Origin of the sequence: Actinomadura formosensis NBRC 14204 (assembly GCF_001552155.1) — a bacterium.
In the GTDB taxonomy this organism is placed as follows: domain Bacteria; phylum Actinomycetota; class Actinomycetes; order Streptosporangiales; family Streptosporangiaceae; genus Spirillospora; species Spirillospora formosensis.
In genome coordinates this window covers 1-17,838 of sequence record NZ_BCQQ01000135.1, presented here as the reverse complement: position 1 = coordinate 17,838, position 17,838 = coordinate 1, and the positions used below count along the sequence as shown (strand labels likewise).

Sequence of the window (17,838 nt, the reverse complement as noted above, 5' to 3'; positions counted from 1 at the left end):
ATGAGGTCACAAACGCCCGTCCGGCCGCGTGCGTGGCGGTCCCGCCGACACGCCGACAAATCCCAAACAGGACGGCCGAAGGCGTCAGTCAGGCGGAGGGGCAGACGCATCAGCAGAACCACCACTCACATCATCACTGTCAGGCGTCGTCGACGAGGGGCAGCGCGGCGAGCACCCCGGCGGCCATGGCCCGGGCGGTCAGCTCGACCGCGTCGTCCGCGGGCAGGAACTCCGCGTGGTGCAACGCCGCGCCGGCCGAGGACACACCCGCGAACATCATCACCGCGGGCGCCAGTGCGCCGAAGTAGGAGAAGTCGTCCGCGCCGCAGGACCGCAGTGGCGCGCTGACCGGCATCGCCTGGGCGTGCAGCCGTTCCCGCACGGCCGCGCTCAGCCCCGGGTCGTTGGTCAGCACCGGCTCGCCGGGCGTCACCTCGACGACACCGGCGCACCCGTGCGCCGCCGCCGTGTGCTCGACCGTACGGACGAGGTCCTTGTGCAGCCGATCCCGGTCGTCCGGGTGCAGGGTCCGGATCGTGCCGCGCGCCCGGGCCTCCTCCGGGATGACGTTGGGCGCGGTCCCGGCGGACAGCTCGCCCACGGTCACCACGGCGGCGTGGGTGGGATCGGTGTGCCTGCTGACGAGTTGCTGGATCGCGGTCACGCACTGGCAGAGCACGAGCACCGGGTCGGCGGCGAGGTGCGGATAGGCGCCGTGCCCGCCGTGCCCCTCGATCGTGATCGTGAACTCGTCGGCGGCGGCGTTGATCGGCCCCGCGTCCACGGCGACGGTGCCGTCGGGGATGCCGGGGTGCACGTGGACCGCGATGTAGGCGCGTACGGCCTGTGCCGCGAGCGCCGCGTCACGGGCGACGTCGAGGGCGCCGGAGGGGTACACCTCCTCGCGCGGCTGCAGGATGCCGAGCACCGGCAGCCCGGTACGCCGGGCCGCCCGCAGCAGCGCGGCCAGCGCGGCGAGATGCACGTCGTGGCCGCAGGCGTGCATGTAGCCGTCGCGTGCGGCCCACGGCACCCCGGTGCGCTCGTTGATCGGCAACGCGTCGAGTTCGGCGCGTACCGCGATCGCGGGCCCGACGGGCCCCACCCGCAGCAGGCGGCCGGTCTCGGCGACCATGACGCCGGGCTCGCGGACGAACGCGGCGACCCGTTCGGCCGTCGCGCGTTCCGCGCCGCCGGGCTCGGGGTCGGCGTGCAGGCGGCGCCGCAGCTCGACTGCCTGGGGGATCTCCTCGCCGAGCGCCTCGAACAGGCGCCCGGCCAGGTCACCCATGGACATCCAGCCCGTAGACCCGAATCGCGTTTCCCCCGCAGACCAGGGATGTGATCCGCGCGACGTCCGCGGCGTCGGCGTGCCCATCGTCCTGCCATCGGGCGAGTGTCGCGGCCAGTCCCCGGCGGAAGAGCAGGGAGCCGAGCAGGTACAGCTCGGGCAGGCCGAAGGCGTCGGAGCTGAACAGCACCTTGGTGTAGGGCGCCAGCTCCATCGACTCGGCGATCACCCGTTCCGCCGAGGGGCCGGTGAAACTGACGGCGAGCCCCACGTCGAGGTGGACGTGCGGGTACACGGCCGCGAGATACCCCGCCTCACGGTGGTACGGGTAACAGTGCAACAGCATGATCGGTACGGAGACGGCCCGGATGAACTCCGTCATCAGCGTCGGGTCGTTGCGGTGCAGCACGATGTCGGGGTCGCCGTAGCCCACGTGGAACTGCAGCGGCAGCCCGAGGTCGACCCCGCACCACAGCGCGTGCCGGAGCAGCACCGGGTCCTCGACCCGCCCGCCGGCGCGCAGCCAGGCGTCCGCGGCGGCGAGCACCTCCCGGCGGCCGGGCCGCGCCGGGTCGAAGTCCAGCCCGTGGCGGTAGGCGATGATGGACTTCAGCCCGACGCTGCGGCTCTCGGCGCACTTGGCGGCGAGCGTCGCGCCGAAGCCGTCCGCCAGGTGCTCGGCCCCCTCCCAGGCGGTGCTCTCGAGTACGGCCTCCAGCCGGGTGATCTCGCGGGTGCCGACGTCGCCGATCCGCTCCATCTCCGCCGGGGTGAGCAGGTCGGCCGCCCGGAATCCGCAGTCGAGGAGGAACGTGTCGATCCCGGCCGCGGCGAGCAGCCGCCTGGCCACCTCGGCGCAGCCGAGTTCGTTCCTGCGGGCGAGGTAGTCGCCGGGCGCGGCGTGCGGAGGCAGACCGAGGACCGGCGCGCAGTGCGCCCGAATCGCGAGCCCGACCGGACTGTCGAAGTGGCTCGTGCCCGGGGCCGGCGGTGTCGTCGCCTCGGTCGCGAGCTGCTCGAACTCCTCGCGACCCAGGTCGGTGCGGACGAGTCCATGGCAGTGGTGGTCGACCATGGCCAGGGAGTCAGTAGACATGCGCGAGCACCTCGTGGACGTCTTTGGTGGTCTCGGCCAGCGCCAGCTCGGTGTGCTTGACGGCCTCGAAGCAGGCGAGCAGGCGCGGTGGGAACCAACCGCGTACGGTCTCGTCCGCGGCGAGCGCGCGCAGCGCGTCGGGCAGCGACGCCGGAAGTGGCGCGAACCGGGCGGCGGCCCGGCCGTGCTCGGTGAGCTCGCCGACCTCCCCGGTGACCGGCTCCGGTGGGATGAGGCCGCCGGCGATGCCCGCGGCGCCGGCCCGGATCAGCGCGGCGAGCAGCAGCCAGGGGTTGGCGGTGGCGTCGGCGGCACGGTATTCGAGGTTGGCGGTGCCGGCCGCGCCGTTCAGCGGCGAGCAGATCCGCACCATCGCCTCGCGGTGACGCAGCCCGAGGAAGGCGCCGCCGGAGCTCCACTTGTGCGGCCGTAGCCGGTCGTAGGAGATCACGCTCGACGCGGTCAGCGCGACCAGCGCCTGCGCGTGGTCGAGGATCCCGGCGGCGAACGCCCCGGCGGGCGCGGACAACCCGCCCGGCCCGGTCGGGTCGTGGGTCGCGGGTGTCCCGTCCGGCTGGAGGAGGCTCACGTGCACGTGCACGCCGTTGCCCGTGCCCCCGGAGACGGGCATCGGCGTGAACGACGCGCGTCGCCCGTGTCGCGCCGCGACGTCGCGGACGAGTTCGCGCAGCAGGATCGCCTGGTCGGCGGCTGCCACCGGCGGTGCGGGCCGGAGGGTGACCTCGTACTGGTTGGTGCCGTACTCGGGCAGCCAGTTCTCGGGTTCGAGCCCGGCCGCCTCCAGCGTCGCGACCAGCGTCGAACCGAAGGGTTCGGCCGCGCGCAGGCCACGGATCGAGAATGCCGGGTACGGCTCGTGGCCGTCCAGGGTGAACTCGTGCTCGAACGACACCAGCAGGCGCAACCCGGTGGCCGCCTCGAAGTCGCGTACCGCGTCGCGGAGCGTCGTACGGGCGCAGCAGTCCCATGGCTCTCCGTCGCAGGTCACGGAGTCGGCCAGGTAGAGGGCGAGGGCGCCGCCGCCGGGCACGGGCTCGATCTCGGCCCGGGTCGCGGGGTCGGGGCGCAGCCGCAGGTCGCCCGCCGAGCCGAACGGGTTGGGGTCGGCGATCTCACCGAAGGCGGTGAGCGCCAGGTTGGCGGGCACCCAGCCGACCCCGGTGGTGAGCCGGTCGGACAGATCCTCGACGGGGAACGTGCGTCCGCGGCAGACCGCCACCAGATCGCTCGTCGCGACGCAGACAAGGTCCTTGGTCAATATTCTCGTACCTCCCGGTCGGCCGTAAGAAGCTGGTCGAACTCCGAAACCCGCTCGCGCGGCACCTCGCCCATCTCGTCGACGATCGCGGCCACGAGCGCCTCCACCAGGGCCATCGCCGGGGTCAGGGCGTCGAACGGCGACGGCGTGGTGACGGTCGCGGGCAGCACGACGTCGGCCACCGCCGCCGCCGGGGACAGCCAGGGATCGGTGAAGAGCACGACCTTGGCGCCGCGAGCCGCGGCCTGCTCGGCGAAGCGGACGATGTCGGACTGATAGCGCCGGTAGTCGAACACGACGACCGTGTCGGACCGGCGGATGTCGATCAGATATTCGGCGTGCTCGTGGACGCCGCCGGAGACGTACGTGGCGCGCGGGCGCAACTGCCGCAGGTGCATGACCAGATAGCGCGCGAGAAGCGTGCTGAAGTATCCCCCGATGGTCCACGCGGGCCGGCGGCCGTCGGCGAGCAGCGCCGCCGCCCGTTCCAGCTCCCCGTCGGGCAGTTGGCCGAACGTCTCGCGTATCCCCCGGCTGAACACGTCGCGCGAGCGCGGGCCCGCGGCTTCGCCGAAGCTGGTGTCGTACTGGGTGAGCGGCGAGGTCAGCCGGTCCTGTAGCTCGATCTTGAGCGCGGTCTGGAGGTCGGCGTAACCGGCGAAGCCCAGCCGCTGCGCGAGTCTCAGCACGGTCGGGGCGCTGACCGTGGCCCGCCGGGCGAGCGCCGCGACGGGTTCGAGCGCGACGGTCGGGTAGCCCGCCAGCAGCGTACGGGCGACCTTCTGCTCGGCGGGGGGCAGCGTGCCGAGGAGGGCGCGCAGCCGCTCGGCCAGCATACGGCTCGGCTCGGTGGACTCCGTCATGGTGCAGATCATTACATCGACTCCTATTGACAGGCAACCTGTAACGAAACAAATATGTACGCCCACAAGCTCACAAGCCGCTGAGGAGGCAAGTCGTGCGTCGGAATCTCACCTTGTGGGGGGCGCTCGGGCTATCCCTCGCCATCACCGCCCCCACCCTGGCCATGGGTCTCAACGGCGCGTTGCCCGCGAAGCTCGCGGGCTCCGCAGTACCTTTGGTGTTCCTCATCGGCTTCGTCGGTGTGGCGGCGGTGATGTACGGGTTCGTCCGGCTCACCCGCTACTTCAACCACGCGGGCTCGGTGTACGCGCTGGCCGGGGTGACGATGGGGCCGCGGGCCGGCTTCTTCGGCGGGTTCGCGCTCCTCGGCGTCTACACCGCCCTCGCGATCAGCACCTTGGGGTCGACGGCCCAGTTCACGAAGGTGTTCCTCGCCGACGCCGGGGTCCATCTCGACATCCCCTGGCCGGTCATCGCGCTGGCGACACTCGCGTTCGCGACCTATCTGGCCACCATGGACACCCGCAACGCGACCCGCGTGCTGCTGACCATCGAGTCCATCGGCATCGTGCTCATGCTGGTGATCGTGGTGGTGGTGTTCGCCAAGCTCGCGGGGGGAGACGCGCCGCGCGGGCAGACCTTCAGCTCCGACGTGCTCGTGCCGAGCGGAGTCTCCTTCGGCGCGATCATGGCGGCCACGGTCTACGCCTTCCTGTCCTTCGCCGGCATCGAGGGCGCGGCGGCTCTCGGCGAGGAGACCCGTGACCCTCGGCGCAACATCCCGCGCTCGATCATCGGCGCGGTGCTGTTGACCGGCGTGCTGTACTTCGTGGTGATGCTGGCCCAGACGCTCGGCTTCGGCACGGACGCGGCCGGGGTGAAGGCGTTCGGTGAATCCGGCGCGCCACTCGCGGACGTCGCCAAGTCCTACGCCGGAAGTACCGTCGCCACCGCGTTCTCCGGCGCCGCGACCGTGAGTTCGTTCGCGGCGGCGCTGGGGTGCGTGACCGCGGCGAGCCGGATCCTGTTCGCGCTCGGCCGCGACGGCTTCGGGTTCGCCGCCTGGGGCCGGGAACCCCGGCGCGGCGGCACACCGATCCCGGCACTGCTCACGATCGCGGCCGTGTCCGTGGTGGCCACGCTCGCCCACGCGATCGCCGGTACCTCGCCGTTCGACATGTACTTCTACTGGGCCACGCTCGGCGTGATCGGCCTGCTGGTCGTGTACGCGGTGACGAGCCTCGGCGCGCTGCGGTACCTGTTCACCCGCGGGCTGGCCCCGCGCTGGGAGGCGGTGATCCCGGTCGTGGCGGTCGCCTATCTGGCCTACGTGTTCTACAAGCAGGTGTGGCCGGTCCCCGACCCGCCGTACAACCTGTTCCCCTACATCGTCGCGGCGTGGCTGCTCGCCGGGGTCGCGATGATCGTGTTCCGCCCGGAGCTGACCCGGCGCATCGGCGAGGGCTTCGAACGCGCCGAGGGCCTGCTGGACGACGAACCCAAGGCCCCGTCGAACACCTGACCGCCCGCGCCGCCCCGCACCCTACCTGTCAGCGTGGCCCCACCGTGCTATCGCCGGGTGGGGCCACGCCCACAGGCGAGGTACAGCGGCGCACGGCCACTCGGACGCGGGACCCGGACGACGGGACGGTCCGGGCCATCCTCACACGTGAGGTGCAGCGGCGCGCGCATCCGCGAACGTCCGTCATCGGATGCGGGTGGCTCCGACGACTCCCCGTCTAACTACAGCGCCAGTGTTCCGGGGCGCTGACGTAGGTGCCCTTGTGGCTTGTGTCCATACATAGCCCTCCGCGCGGAGTACGGCCATGGCCAGGGCCACCGTGCGGTTCGCGACGTGGAACTCGGCGGCGAGTTCGAGCTGGGACGGAAGGCGGTTGTCCGGAAGGTATTCGCCTCGTGTGATGCGGTCGCGGATCGTGCTGGCGTGCGCGGACGGCAAGAGCAACATCGACATCGCCGCCGAGCTGCGGGTGCACCGCGACACCGTGTCCAAGTGGCGCAACCGGTTCGCCGCGCTGCGGCTGGAGGGACCGATGGACGAGGCCCGGCCGGGCCGGCCGCCGTCGATCACCCTTGACCAGGTGGAACAGGTGGTGGTGGTGACTTTGGAGGAGACACCTCGCAACGCCACGCACTGGTCGCGGGCCTCGATGGCCGAGCGTACCGGCCTGTCGAAGTCGACGATCGGACGGATCTGGCGGGACTTCGGGCTCAAACCGCACCGCACCGGCACCTTCAAGCCGTCCACCGACCCGCTGCTGGCGGAGAAGGTCGTCGACATCATCGGGCTCTATCACGACCCGCCTGAGAAGGCGGTGGTGCTGTGCACCGACCGGGGACGCGCGGGGCGGCAAGCGGCGCAAGGGCTGCGTCGTGGGTTGGCCAGCGGGTTGGCTGGTGGGCCGGCGCGGGGGCGGTCTGGGGTCTGGTTCCGGGGACCGAGCGGAGCCGAGGGTGGTCGTCTAGAAGCCGGACGGCCTGGGCGGCCTGCCCGCTTGGAGCGCGTTGGGCGCAGGCCGCGGCGGTGACGGTGAACAATGGCGCCGACCAGGAAGGGCGTCGCAGTGCCTGCCTGGCGAAGACCACGTCCTGTTCGGCGGCGGGGGCGGGGGCGAAGAGCCTGGCGCCTGCTACCGGGATGGGACGCTCGGGCAGCAGCCGGGCCAGGAGTTTGCGCACCCGGCTGCCGATCAGCGTCACGGTGCACACCCCTGGCCACGCGGCGCTGACCAGTTCGGCGACGTCGGGGATCTTGGCTGCGTGCATCGCGACCGCCAGTACCCCGGTGGTGCGTGCCGGATCGGCCAGCGACTGGGCGAGCTGGTGATGTTCGTGCTCGTCCCCCATGGCGATCAGCTGCCCGGGTGGCAGATGTAAGGTCAGGCGGTGGCCCGGGACTGGTCGTCCAGGTCCGGGCCGTCGCCGGCGGAGAAGCCGGGAAGCCAGCGTTCGGCTTCGGCACGGAAGGGGCCCTCGGCCTCCAGCTGGCAGAGGACGCCGCCGCAGCCGGACAGGGCGCGGCTGACGGCGAGGTACTGAGGCGGCATGCGGAACTGGCGGGCGAGCGCGCCGGGACGCATGTCGGAGGCGTGGCCGAGGCCGCGGGCGGTCTGCTCGCGGAGCCATGCGCGGGAGTAGCGGAAGCGTTCCACGGCGAAGGGCGCGGCGTGCGGCGCGACGAGATCGGCGACCTCGTCCGGGTCCACCTCGGCCTCCGGGGCGAGGAAGCCCTCCTCGCAGAGGGCGTCGACGATCGCGTCGGGGTCGCCGAGCGTGCCGATGCGGGTCAGGCGGCCGATCGACCACTGCAGCTCCGCCGGGACGCGGGCGGCGCCGCCGAAGTCCATGACGCCGAGGCGGCCGTCGTCCAGCAGCCGGAAGTTGCCCGGATGCGGATCGATGTGGATCATCTCGCAGCGGGCCGGGCCGGACAGCAGGAAGCGGAACAGCAGCAGTCCCGCCCGATCGCGCCGGTCCTGGTCGCCCTCGGCGATGACCTTGGCGAGCGGGGTGCCGTCCAGCCACTCGGTGACGAGCACGTTGCCGGACTGGGCGACGACGGCGGGGACGGCGAAGTCGGGGTCGCCGGCGTAGGCGTCGTGGAAGGCGGTCTGCGCGCGGGCCTCGTCGAGGTAGTCGAGTTCCTTCTCCAGGCGCCGCTTCAGGTCGGCGATGACCGGCTTGACCTCGACGCCCGGGAACAGCGGGGTGAAGAGCCTGCTGAGGCGGGAGATCTGGTTGAAGTCGCTCATCAGGGCCTGGGCGGCGCCGGGGTACTGGACCTTGACCGCGACGGTGCGGCCGTCGTGCCAGACGGCCTTGTGGACCTGCCCGATGGACGCGGCGGCGGCCGGGCGGTCGTCGAACTCGGCGAAGTGCTCGCGCCAGTCCTCCCCCAGCCCCTCGGCGAGGACCTTGTGGGTGGTGGCGGCGGGCATGGGCGGCGCCGACTCCTGCAGGCGGGTCAGGCTGGCGCGGAACGGCCCGGCGATCTCCTCGGGCAGCCCCGCCTCGAAGATCGACAGTAGCTGGCCGACCTTCATCGCGCCGCCCTTCAGCTCGCCGAGCACGGCGAACAGCTGCTCGGCGGTGCGGCGCTGGACCTCCAGCGCGACGGCCTCGGCGGGGCGGCCGAACGTCCGCTTGCCGAACCCGAGGGCGGTGCGCCCGGCGAAGCCCAGCGGAAGGGTCGCCAGCTTGGCGGTGCGCGTCACCGCGCGGCGGGGAATGTCACTCACGGCCCGGCCGTCCCTTTTTCGACGATGCGTCCAATGCAGTCAGCCTCTCATGACGGGTGAATGCCACGAAAAGGTCATTCCCCGTTCAGGATTCAGCGTTCCGCCGAGCCGGAAGATTCCCGGCACCGGTCCCGCACGGCCGCGGCGGCGGACCCGGCCATGGCTCTTCGCGATCCTGTGACTACATAGTGTGATCAAAGGGTAGCTAGCCGATGTGAAGGACAAGAGCGGGAGTGCCGGACGCAAGGGCCGGCTGCTGATCATCGGTGGGGCGGAGAACCGGACCTGCGGGTCGGGGCCGCTGGAGACGTTCGTCGAGCTGTCCGGCGCCGAGGACGCGCGGATCGTGGTGGTGACGACGGCGACGGAGGTGCCGGAGGAGGTCGCCGAGGAGTACACGGCCGTGTTCGGGCGGCTCGGCGTGCCGTCGGTGCGGGAACTGCGGCTGCTCGGCCGGGCCGCGGCCGACGACGCGGCAACGCTGCGGGCGCTGGAGTCGGCGACCGGCGTGCTGTTCAGCGGCGGCGACCAGTCGCGGATCCGGACGCTGGTGGGGTCCAGGACCAACGAGCTGCTGAAGCGGCGGCTGGACCAGGAGGGCCTGGTCATCGCCGGGACGAGCGCCGGCGCGACCGCGATGGGCCACTGGATGATCCTGGGCGGGCACGGCCACGAGGTCGCCGCGTCCAGCGTGAAGGTCGGTCCGGGGCTCGGGCTGCTCGGCAACGTGCTGATCGACATGCATTTCAACGAGCGCGGCCGGCTGCCGAGGCTGATGAGCGGCATAGCGCTGGACACGCGCCTGCTGGGGGTCGGCATAGACGAGGACACGGCGATCGTGGTGGGCGACGGCCATTTCGAGGTCGTCGGCACGGGGGTGGTCACGGTCGTGGACGCCGGGCAGTCCACCATCGCCTACGCCGCGTCGGACGACGAGCCGATGGCGATGTTCGACGTTTCGCTGCACCTGCTGCCGGCCGGCTGCACGTTCCAGATGAACGACAAGCTGCCCGCGATCGGCACCATGCGCGGCCCGGAGGGGGAATGACCGTGCGGCTCGATCATGTGCGCCGCCTGAGCGGCCCGAACATCTACCTGTCCCGTCCCGTCGCGATCGCGCGGCTCGACCTGCAGGGCCTGACCGGTCACGAGACGACCGACCATCCCGGTTTCGCCGAGCGGCTGGCGGCGGCGCTGCCCGGACTGGCCGGGCATCACTGCTCGGCGGGCCGTCCCGGCGGGCTGCTGGAGGCGATGGCGCGCGGCACCTATTTCGGCCATGTCACCGAGCACGTCACGCTGGAGCTGTCCGGGTCGATCGGCCGTGAGGTGTTCTTCGGACGCACCGTCCGGGCGGGCGGGCCCGGCGAGTACGACGTGATCCTGGAGTGCCCGCGGCACGAGCCGGCGGGCAGCACGGTGGTGGAGCGGCTGATCTCGCTCGCCGTGCGGATGGTCGGCGGCGCGCTGGCCGGGGCGGTGCCCGACCTGTCGGAGGACCTGGCCGGGGTCGCCGCCGCGCACGAGGCGGAGCGGCTCGGGGTGAGCACGGCGGCGCTGGCGCGGGCGGCGCGCGAACGCGGCATCCCGGTCCGCCGGGTGGACGACCTCAACCTGCTGCGGCTCGGGTACGGGCGGTACCGGCGGACGGTGTGGGCGGCGATGACGGACGCGACGTCGGCGGTCGGGATGGAGGTCGCGGGCGACAAGCGGCTCACGCACCGGGTGCTGGCGGACGCGGGCGTCCCCGTGCCCGAGGGGCGGGTGGCGGCGTCGCCGGCGCAGGCGCTGGAGGCGCTGCGCGACATCGGCGGCCCGGTGGTCGTCAAGCCGCTCGCCGGTCACCAGGGCGAGAACGTCCACATCGAGCTGACCGCGCCGCCGGAGGTGGTGGCGGCGTTCGCGGCAGCGGCCGGGGACGCGGGCGAGGTCCTCGTCGAGCCCTACATCCCGGGCACGGACTACCGGGTCCTGGTCGTCGGCGGGCGGGTCGCGGCGGCGGCCGAGCTGACCGCCGCGTGCGTGACCGGCGACGGGACGTCCACGGTCGCGGAGCTGGTGGAGCGGGTCAACGCCGACCCGGCGCGCGGCGAGGGACACGACCGGCCGCTGACCCGGCTGGCGCTGGGGCCCCCGGAACTGGCGCTGCTGGCGCGGCAGGGGCACGGCCCGGCATCGGTGCCCGGCGGCGGGGAGCGGGTGTGGCTGCGCCGCAACGCGAACCTGTCCACCGGCGGCACCAGCCGGGACGTGACGGACGACGTCCACGCCGAGGTCGCCGCGATGTGCGTGCGGGCCGCCGCGGCCGTCGGCATGGACGTCTGCGGCATCGACCTGCGGCTGCCCGACATCGCCGCGCCGCCGCCCGCCGAGCGCGGCGCCGCCGGCGTCCTGGAGGTCAACGCCGCGCCCGGCCTGCGCATGCACCTGGCGCCGCACGAGGGCACGGGACGCGACGTCGCCGGCGGCATCATCGACCTGATGTACCCGGCGGGGACGCCGTCCCGGGTGCCGGTCGTGTCGGTGACGGGCACCAACGGCAAGACCACGACCGTCCGGATGATCGCGCACATGCTGGAGCTGGACGGCCGCCGGACCGGCGTGACCGGCACCGAGGGCGTGTACGCCGGCGGGCGGCTCGTGCACAAATCGGACGCGTCCGGGCCCCGCTCGGCGGAGATGGTGCTCGGCGACCGGTCGGTGGAGGCGGCCGTGCTGGAGACCGCGCGGGGCGGGATCGTCCGGCGCGGCCTCGGCTACGACCGGGCCGACGTCGCGGTCGTCACCAACGTCACCCGCGATCACCTCGGCACGGACGGCGCCGAGTCCCTGGACGACCTGCTCGACATCAAGGCGCTGGTCGCCGAGGAGATCCGGCGGGGCGGGCACGTCGTCCTCAACGCCGAGGACGGGGCATCGGCGAGCCTGGCCGGACGGCGGGCGGTGCGGCGGCGTGAACCCGTGCTCCGGTTCTTCTCGCTCTCCCCGGATGCCCCCGTCCTCGTGGATCACCTGCGCAGCGGCGGCGTGGGCTACTGCCTGGCGGACGGCTGGCTGACCGAGGCGCGCGGCGACCGCAGGACCCGCATCCTGCCGGCCGGGGAGGTGGCGGGCGCGTTCGGCGGGCACGCCGTCCACGTCATCGCGAACGCGCTGGCCGCGTCCGCCGCCGCCCGCGCGCTCGACGTCCCGGTCGCCGTCCTGGCGCGGGCGCTGCGCACGTTCGACCCGCACACCCGCAACCCGGGCCGGGGCTGCGTGTACCGGGTGGGGTCCAACCCGGTGCTGGTCGACTACGCGCACAACCCGGCGGCGGTCGCGGCGATGGGCGCGTTCATGGAGCGGCGCTGGGGCCGCGGGGGCGTCGCCGCGGTGACGCTGCCGGGCGACCGGTCCGACGAACTGGTCGGCGAGACGGCACGGGCCCTCGCCGCGACGTTCGACCGCGTCGTCGTCTACGAGGACGAGGACCTGCGCGGCCGCCGCTCCGGCGAGATGACCCGGCTGATCGTCCACGGGCTGCGGGAGGGCCGCCCGGACGTGCGCCCGCACCCGGCGGGCGACCTGAAGGGGGCGCTGACGTCGGCGCTGGACATCGCCGGCCCGGACGAGCCCGTCCTACTGCTGTACGAGAAGCTGCAGCCGGTCACCGAACTGCTGGAGACGCTGGGCGCACGGCCGGCCGGCTAGCCGGGGGTTTCGGCCGGCAGGTCCGCGGGCGGACGCAGGAGCAGGACGCTGATCGACAGCAGGCCGAGGACCACGATGCCGTCCAGCCAGTAGTGGTTGGCGGTGCCCACCACGACCGCGATCGTCGTGACCGGGTGCAGGAGCCACAGCCAGCGCAGCCGCGTCCGGGACGTGACGATCAGGCCGAGCGCGATGACGGCCGCCCACCCGATGTGCAGGGACGGCATGGCCGCATACTGGTTGGCGACCACGTCGGCCTGGGGCGGCCCGTACACGGCCGGGCCGAACCGCGCGGCGGTGTCGACGAGCCCGGTCGCGGGCATCATCCGCGGCGGGGCCAGCGGGACGAGCAGGTGCAGGACGAACGCGACGGCGGTCAGCGCCACCATGACCCGGCGGACCCACCGGTAGTGGACGGGTCGCCGCAGGTAGATCCAGAGCAGGAACGCCACCGTCGCCGGGAAGTGCACGTACGCGTAGTAGCCGTTGGCGGCGTGCACGAGGACCTGGCTCTGCAGCAGGCCCTGCTGGACGCCGGTCTCGCTCGGCAGGTCGAGGAGGCGTTCCAGATGCCACACGCGCCGGGCGTTGTCGAACGCCTCCGCGACCCGGCCGTCCGCCACCAGCCGGCCGAGCTTGTAGAGCACGAACAGCACGATGACCAGCAGCAGCTCGCGGACGGGCCGGGGCCGCCCGCCGGGCTGCCCCGCGTCCGGCCGCGCGGTGCCGGGCGCACCCCGCCGCCCCGGACGGCGCAGGCGCGTCAGGGCCCCGTCCGGCCGGGGCGGTCGGTCGAGGAGGCTCACATCGCTGTCCTTCGGTCGTTCGGGCCCGGGCGGCCGCACGGGGAACCGGCGCCGCGGGGCGGGTTCCCGCTCCCCGCGTGCCCTCCGGCGTCGCCGGGCGAGTGCAGAAGCCTCTCACCTTCCGCGCCCGCATGGGGAATCACGCGCGCCGGCGGCGCCGGGCGGCCACCACGCGGCCGCCCCGGCAGGGCCATGATCGCGGCGCGGGCCGCCGCGGGCGGGACGCCTCCGGGTGCCGGGAGGCCGGTCAGAGGTGCCCGGCCAGCCCGAACAGCGGGAACAGGCTCGTGTCGAAGAAGACCGAGACGTGCGCGATGCCGTCCCCGGTGACGCTCAGCACCTGGAGCTGGTAGGCGCGGTGCACGCCCTCCTCGTCGCGCTTGTAGAGCCCGAACGCCGGCTGCGCGTTGGCGGCCGCGGGGACCATCCTGATGTCGCCCGGGAGGGGGCCGCACTGGGCGAGGATGAGCCGCACGACGTCGTCGGCGCCGACGAACCATTCGGGGAACGGCGGCATCTCCCAGACGACGTCCTTCTTGAACAGCTCGATGAGGCCGGTGATGTCGGCGTCCTCGAAGGCCTTCGCGTAGCGGTCCAGCAGGTCACGCTGGCGGGGGTCGGTCGGCTCGGTCAGCTCGTCCCGCAGGGGCGCGTCCCGCTCCAGCTGGGCCCGTGCCCGCTGCAGCGCGCTGTTGACCGCGGCGGTGGAGGTGCCGAGCAGCTCGGCGACCTCGGCCGCCCGCCACTTCAGGACGTCCCGCAGGATGAGCACGACGCGCTGCCTGGCGGGCAGGTGCTGCAGCGCCGCCACGAACGCCAGCCGGGTGCTCTCCCGCGCCGCGATGATCGTGGCGGGGTCGGCGGCGTCGGCACCGAGCACGGTGTCGGGCGCCGGTTCCAGCCACGGGACCTCGGGTGAGGCGACCACGGGCCGCTCCGGCTCGTCGCTCGGCGCGCCCAGCCCCGACGGCATCGGCCGCTTGCCGCGCTGGTCGATCGCGGTGAGGCACACGTTGGTGGCGATCCGGTACAGCCAGGTGCGCAGCGACGACCGGCCCTCGAAGTCGCCGTAGGAGCGCCACGCCCGCAGGTAGGTCTCCTGCACCAGGTCCTCGGCGTCGTGGATGGAGCCGAGCATCCGGTAGCAGTGCGCCAGCAGCTCGCGCCGGTACGGATCGGCGAGTTCCTGGAAATCGCGGTCTGACTCGATGATGTCGTTCGCCATGGTGGTGGTCACCTTCGTTCGGCTGCATCGCCCGGACAACGCGGCCGACGGCCCCGTCTCTTCCGACCGTAGGCGACCCCACCGACAGAACAGGAGCGACGCACTCATCCCATGCCCGCCCCGCCGGCCGAGCAGGGGTTCCGGCGGCGCCGTCACGTCCCCGGCGAGGATTTCGATCCGCCCCGCCGGTGAGGTTCGATCATGGTGATGCCGGGTCCGGTCATCCCGGTGAGGGCGGCGGGCGCGTCGTCGAGTGTCAGGACGCGGGTGACCAGCAGGTCGGGGCGCAGCGTCCCGGCGCGCACCAGCTCCATCATCGGCCCGTAGGCGTGCGCGGCCATCCCGTGGCTGCCGGCGATCTCCAGCTCCCAGGCGATGACCCGGTCCATCGGCAGCCCGGCGCGGCCCGCGCCGGGCGGCAGCAGCCCGACCTGGACGTGCCGGCCGCGGCGGCGCAGCGACTCGATCGAGGCGCGGGCGGTCGCCGGGCTGCCGAGCGCGTCCAGCGAGACGTGCGCGCCGCCGCGGCTGGCGTCGCGGACGGCCCCGGCGACATCGTCGTGGCCGGCCGCGTCGACGACGGCGGACGCGCCGCAGCGCCGCGCCAGCTCCAGCGCCTGCGGCGAGACGTCCACCGCGACGACCCGGGCGCCGGCCGCCGCGGCGATCATGACGGCGGACAGGCCCACGCCGCCGCAGCCGTGCACGGCGGCCCACTGGCCCGCGGCGATCCCGCCCTGCGCCGTGACGGCCCGGAACGCGGTGGCGAACCGGCAGCCGAGCGCGGCGGCGGTGGTGTACGACATCTCGTCCGGCAGGCCGACGAGGTTGACGTCGGCGTTGTCGATGGCGACGTAGTCGGCGAACGACCCCCAGTGGGTGAAGCCCGGCTGGGTCTGCGCCTCGCACACCTGCTGGTCTCCGGCCGCGCAGGACGGGCAGCGGCCGCACGCGCACACGAACGGGACGGTCACCCGGTCGCCGGGACGGTACCGGGTCACGCCGGCGCCGGCCTCCTCGACCGTCCCGGCCAGCTCGTGCCCGGGGACGTGCGGGAAGACCCGGATGTCGGGGTCGTGGCCCTGCCAGCCGTGCCAGTCGCTCCGGCAGACGCCGGTGGCCTCGACCCGGATCACCGCGCCGCCCGCGGGGACCGGCGGGCCGGGCAGCTCCCGCACGCCGGGCGGCGCCCCGAAGGCGTCGTAGGCGACCGCTCGCACCGGACGGCCCGCGTCAGAACTCGAAGCCGCCGGGGCGGCCGTTGCGGTCGGCGATCAGGCCGGCGAGCGCGGCGATGGCGATCTCGGCCGGGGACCTGGAGCCGATGTTCAGGCCGATGGGACGGTGCACCCGCGCGATGTCGCTCGCGGGGACGCCGAGTTCGGTGAGCGCCGGGATGTGCGGTGCGGGATGCCGCGGGTTGCCCATGACGCCGACCCAGCGGACGGGCTGCGTCAGGACGTCGCGCAGGACGGGCCCCAGCTCGGGGCGGTGGTGGTCGGTGACGACGACGTCGGCGGTGCCGTCGAGGGGCGGCAGGTCGGCCGTCCCGCCGCGGTCCTTGTCGGGGTCGACGAGGAACGTCCGGTAGCCGAGGTCGGCGCCGTAGCGCAGCAGATGCTCCGCGACGGGGCCGGCGAACACCGCGACCAGCGTGCGCTCCACCGGCTCGGGCGGGACGTCGCCGTGCGCGACGGCGCAGGAAGGGTCACTCTCGTGCGGTGCGGCCATACCCGGAGTCTGCCGCGTGCGGCGGTGGCCGGTCCAGCGGCCACGCTTCATCGCAAACCGGTGTTTCCCGAATGTGGCACTCCCCGTACCGGGCGGGTATGCCTAAACTGCTGGCACCCGGCGGTCCGCCGGCGTCCGCGCGGCACAGGAGGGATCGTGATCGCGAGACCGGAGGGCGGCCCCCGCGTCGTGGTGGGGGTGGACGACTCCGCGGGCGCCCGCTGCGCGCTCTCCTGGGCGATCGGCGCGGCGCGGCTGCGGCGGCTGCCGCTGCTCGTCGTGCACGCCGCGCCGCTGCCGCCGCACGTGTCGGCGGCCGGGCAGCTCGGCTGCGGCGTCACCGAGGCGCTGCGCGGCTCCGGCGCCGAGCTCATCGCACGGCTGCTGGCCGAGGTGAGCGGCGGCCCGCCGGACGGCGTGCGGATGTCCGCGCTGGCCCTGGTCGGCGAGCCGGGCGCCACGCTGGTGCGGCTGGCGGGCGACGACGACATCCTGGTCGTCGGGCGCGGGTCGCGCGGCCCCCTGTCCCGGCTGCTGCGGCCGTCGGTCCGGCTGCACTGCGCCCGGCGGGCGAGCGCGACGCTGGTGTGCGTCCAGCCGCCCTCGTTCGACACGCTGCTGGAGGGCCTGACCGCCCGGGACACCTCGCCCGAGCACGTCATGGGCTCGCGTTTCCGCAGGTTGGGGCGGCGGCTGCGGCTCCCGCTCTGACCGGCCCGCTCCCCCGGCGGCGGCCCGCATAGGATGATGCCGCGATGACGTCCCCCGTGGTGGAGCTGGCCGACGAGCGCGCGGCCCGCCGGGGCCTGCGGTTGTTCCTGAAGCGGGACGACCTGATCCATCCGGAGCTGCCGGGCAACAAGTGGCGCAAGCTCCGGCACAACATCGAGCCGGCCCGCCGGCAGGGAACGCTCCTGACGTTCGGCGGCGCCTACTCCAACCACATCCGCGCCGCGGCGGCGGCCGGGAAGATCTTCGGGTTCGCCACCATCGGCGTGATCCGGGGGGAGGAGCACCGGCCGCTGAACGATTCGCTGGCCTTCGCCGAGCGGATGGGCATGCGCCTCACCTACCTGGACCGCGCCGCTTACCGCCGCAAGCACGAGCCGGACGTCCGCGCCGCCCTGCGCGAGCGGTTCGGCGATTTCTATCTGCTGCCGGAGGGCGGCAGCAACGCGCTGGCCGTCAAGGGGTGCGCGGAACTGGGCGCGGAGGTGCCGGGGTTCGACGTTGTCTGCTGTCCATGCGGGACGGGCGGGACGCTCGCGGGCCTGGCGGCGGGCCTGGCCCCGCATCAGCGCGCTCTCGGGTTCTCCGTGCTGAAGGGCGACTTCATGGAGGGCGAGGTAGAGCGGCTCCAGCGGGCGGCCTACGGCGGCCGGCGGGGAACCTGGCGTGTCGAAGGCGGATTCCATTTCGGTGGCTACGCCAAGCGCACCCCGGAACTGGACGCGTTCATCGATGATTTCGCCGGACGGCACGGCATCGTCCTCGACGGGATCTACACGGCGAAGATGATGTTCGGCGTGCTCGCGCTGGCCGGGCACGGCGCGTTCCCGGAGGGCACGCGGATCCTGGCCGTCATCACCGGTTAGCC

At 73.6% G+C, this 17,838-nt stretch carries 16 protein-coding genes; 6 read left to right on the top strand and 10 right to left on the bottom strand.

The annotated features are described in order from the left end of the window. Positions 1–139: 139 nt before the first annotated feature. Genes AF1_RS27185 through AF1_RS27170 form a run of 4 tightly spaced genes read right to left on the bottom strand, consistent with a single transcriptional unit; the run spans position 140 to position 4,529 of the window. Positions 140–1,297: a M20 metallopeptidase family protein gene (locus AF1_RS27185; RefSeq protein WP_067805364.1), complete on the bottom strand. Its 1,158-nt coding sequence runs from the start codon at positions 1,295–1,297 to the stop codon at positions 140–142. After that, positions 1,284–2,387, bottom strand: a complete 1,104-nt coding sequence (locus AF1_RS27180; RefSeq protein ID WP_067805360.1) for an amidohydrolase family protein — start codon at positions 2,385–2,387, stop codon at positions 1,284–1,286. The genes AF1_RS27185 and AF1_RS27180 overlap by 14 nt, the downstream gene beginning before the upstream one ends. Then, the gene (locus tag AF1_RS27175; RefSeq protein WP_067805356.1) at positions 2,377–3,666 is read right to left on the bottom strand and encodes a type I glutamate--ammonia ligase; all 1,290 of its coding nucleotides are present in this window, start codon (positions 3,664–3,666) and stop codon (positions 2,377–2,379) included. Before AF1_RS27175 ends, AF1_RS27180 begins: the two co-directional genes overlap by 11 nt. Further along, entirely contained in the window at positions 3,663–4,529 is an 867-nt protein-coding gene (locus AF1_RS27170; RefSeq protein ID WP_165488478.1) for a MurR/RpiR family transcriptional regulator, read from the bottom strand. The genes AF1_RS27175 and AF1_RS27170 overlap by 4 nt, the downstream gene beginning before the upstream one ends. Before the next feature lie 95 nt (positions 4,530–4,624). Here AF1_RS27170 and AF1_RS27165 point away from each other — a divergent pair, with 95 nt between their 5' ends. Then, positions 4,625–6,052: an APC family permease gene (locus AF1_RS27165; RefSeq protein WP_165488479.1), complete on the top strand. Its 1,428-nt coding sequence runs from the start codon at positions 4,625–4,627 to the stop codon at positions 6,050–6,052. A 183-nt stretch (positions 6,053–6,235) separates the two neighbouring features. Here the strand turns inward: AF1_RS27165 and AF1_RS37130 are convergent, their stop codons facing one another. Continuing rightward, positions 6,236–6,499 carry a GntR family transcriptional regulator gene (locus tag AF1_RS37130; protein WP_409360254.1) on the bottom strand — a complete coding sequence of 88 codons (264 nt, stop codon included), beginning with the start codon at positions 6,497–6,499 and terminating at the stop codon, positions 6,236–6,238. Here AF1_RS37130 and AF1_RS27160 point away from each other — a divergent pair. After that, entirely contained in the window at positions 6,453–7,079 is a 627-nt protein-coding gene (locus AF1_RS27160; protein WP_456151183.1) for an IS630 family transposase, read from the top strand. The genes AF1_RS37130 and AF1_RS27160 overlap by 47 nt on opposite strands. Positions 7,080–7,430: 351 nt before the next feature. Here the strand turns inward: AF1_RS27160 and AF1_RS27155 are convergent, their stop codons facing one another. Continuing rightward, positions 7,431–8,789 carry an ABC1 kinase family protein gene (locus AF1_RS27155; protein ID WP_067805347.1) on the bottom strand — a complete coding sequence of 453 codons (1,359 nt, stop codon included), beginning with the start codon at positions 8,787–8,789 and terminating at the stop codon, positions 7,431–7,433. Between the two features lie 214 nt (positions 8,790–9,003). Between AF1_RS27155 and AF1_RS27150 the strand changes: the two genes are divergently transcribed. Next, complete coding sequence (locus AF1_RS27150) at positions 9,004–9,837, top strand: cyanophycinase (protein ID WP_067805344.1); 834 nt, start codon at positions 9,004–9,006, stop codon at positions 9,835–9,837. Positions 9,838–9,839: 2 nt separating this feature from the next. After that, positions 9,840–12,479: a cyanophycin synthetase gene (gene cphA / locus AF1_RS27145; RefSeq protein WP_067805374.1), complete on the top strand. Its 2,640-nt coding sequence runs from the start codon at positions 9,840–9,842 to the stop codon at positions 12,477–12,479. Here the strand turns inward: cphA and AF1_RS27140 are convergent. From AF1_RS27140 to AF1_RS27125, 4 genes are all read right to left on the bottom strand, one after another. Further along, positions 12,476–13,285, bottom strand: a complete 810-nt coding sequence (locus tag AF1_RS27140) for a phosphatase PAP2 family protein (protein ID WP_242609041.1) — start codon at positions 13,283–13,285, stop codon at positions 12,476–12,478. The genes cphA and AF1_RS27140 overlap by 4 nt on opposite strands. 247 nt (positions 13,286–13,532) lie before the next feature. Further along, positions 13,533–14,510, bottom strand: a complete 978-nt coding sequence (locus AF1_RS27135; protein ID WP_067805367.1) for a sigma-70 family RNA polymerase sigma factor — start codon at positions 14,508–14,510, stop codon at positions 13,533–13,535. A gap of 152 nt (positions 14,511–14,662) precedes the next feature. Further along, complete coding sequence (locus AF1_RS27130; RefSeq protein WP_067805341.1) at positions 14,663–15,730, bottom strand: zinc-dependent alcohol dehydrogenase family protein; 1,068 nt, start codon at positions 15,728–15,730, stop codon at positions 14,663–14,665. Between the two features lie 13 nt (positions 15,731–15,743). Next, positions 15,744–16,241, bottom strand: coding sequence for an XdhC family protein (locus AF1_RS27125; RefSeq protein ID WP_067805339.1), 498 nt, complete (start codon positions 16,239–16,241; stop codon positions 15,744–15,746). Positions 16,242–16,397: 156 nt separating this feature from the next. On the opposite strand from AF1_RS27125, the gene AF1_RS27120 reads away from it, so the two are divergent. Continuing rightward, entirely contained in the window at positions 16,398–16,952 is a 555-nt protein-coding gene (locus AF1_RS27120) for a universal stress protein (RefSeq protein ID WP_067805336.1), read from the top strand. Positions 16,953–16,996: 44 nt separating this feature from the next. Continuing rightward, on the top strand, positions 16,997–17,836 hold the full coding sequence (locus AF1_RS27115) for a 1-aminocyclopropane-1-carboxylate deaminase/D-cysteine desulfhydrase (RefSeq protein ID WP_067805331.1): 840 nt from the start codon (positions 16,997–16,999) through the stop codon (positions 17,834–17,836). Positions 17,837–17,838: the final 2 nt, after the last annotated feature.

Excerpts from the sequence above, each read along its gene's own strand:
- AF1_RS27185 (WP_067805364.1), bottom strand. The coding sequence starts at position 1,297 with ATGTCCATGGGTGACCTGGCCGGGCGCCTGTTCGAGGCGCTCGGCGAG.
- AF1_RS27180 (WP_067805360.1), bottom strand. The coding sequence starts at position 2,387 with ATGTCTACTGACTCCCTGGCCATGGTCGACCACCACTGCCATGGACTC.
- AF1_RS27170 (WP_165488478.1), bottom strand. The coding sequence starts at position 4,529 with ATGACGGAGTCCACCGAGCCGAGCCGTATGCTGGCCGAGCGGCTGCGC.
- AF1_RS27160 (WP_456151183.1), top strand. The coding sequence starts at position 6,453 with ATGCGGTCGCGGATCGTGCTGGCGTGCGCGGACGGCAAGAGCAACATC.
- AF1_RS37130 (WP_409360254.1), bottom strand. The coding sequence starts at position 6,499 with ATGTTGCTCTTGCCGTCCGCGCACGCCAGCACGATCCGCGACCGCATC.
- AF1_RS27135 (WP_067805367.1), bottom strand. The coding sequence starts at position 14,510 with ATGGCGAACGACATCATCGAGTCAGACCGCGATTTCCAGGAACTCGCC.
- AF1_RS27125 (WP_067805339.1), bottom strand. The coding sequence starts at position 16,241 with ATGGCCGCACCGCACGAGAGTGACCCTTCCTGCGCCGTCGCGCACGGC.
- AF1_RS27115 (WP_067805331.1), top strand. The coding sequence starts at position 16,997 with ATGACGTCCCCCGTGGTGGAGCTGGCCGACGAGCGCGCGGCCCGCCGG.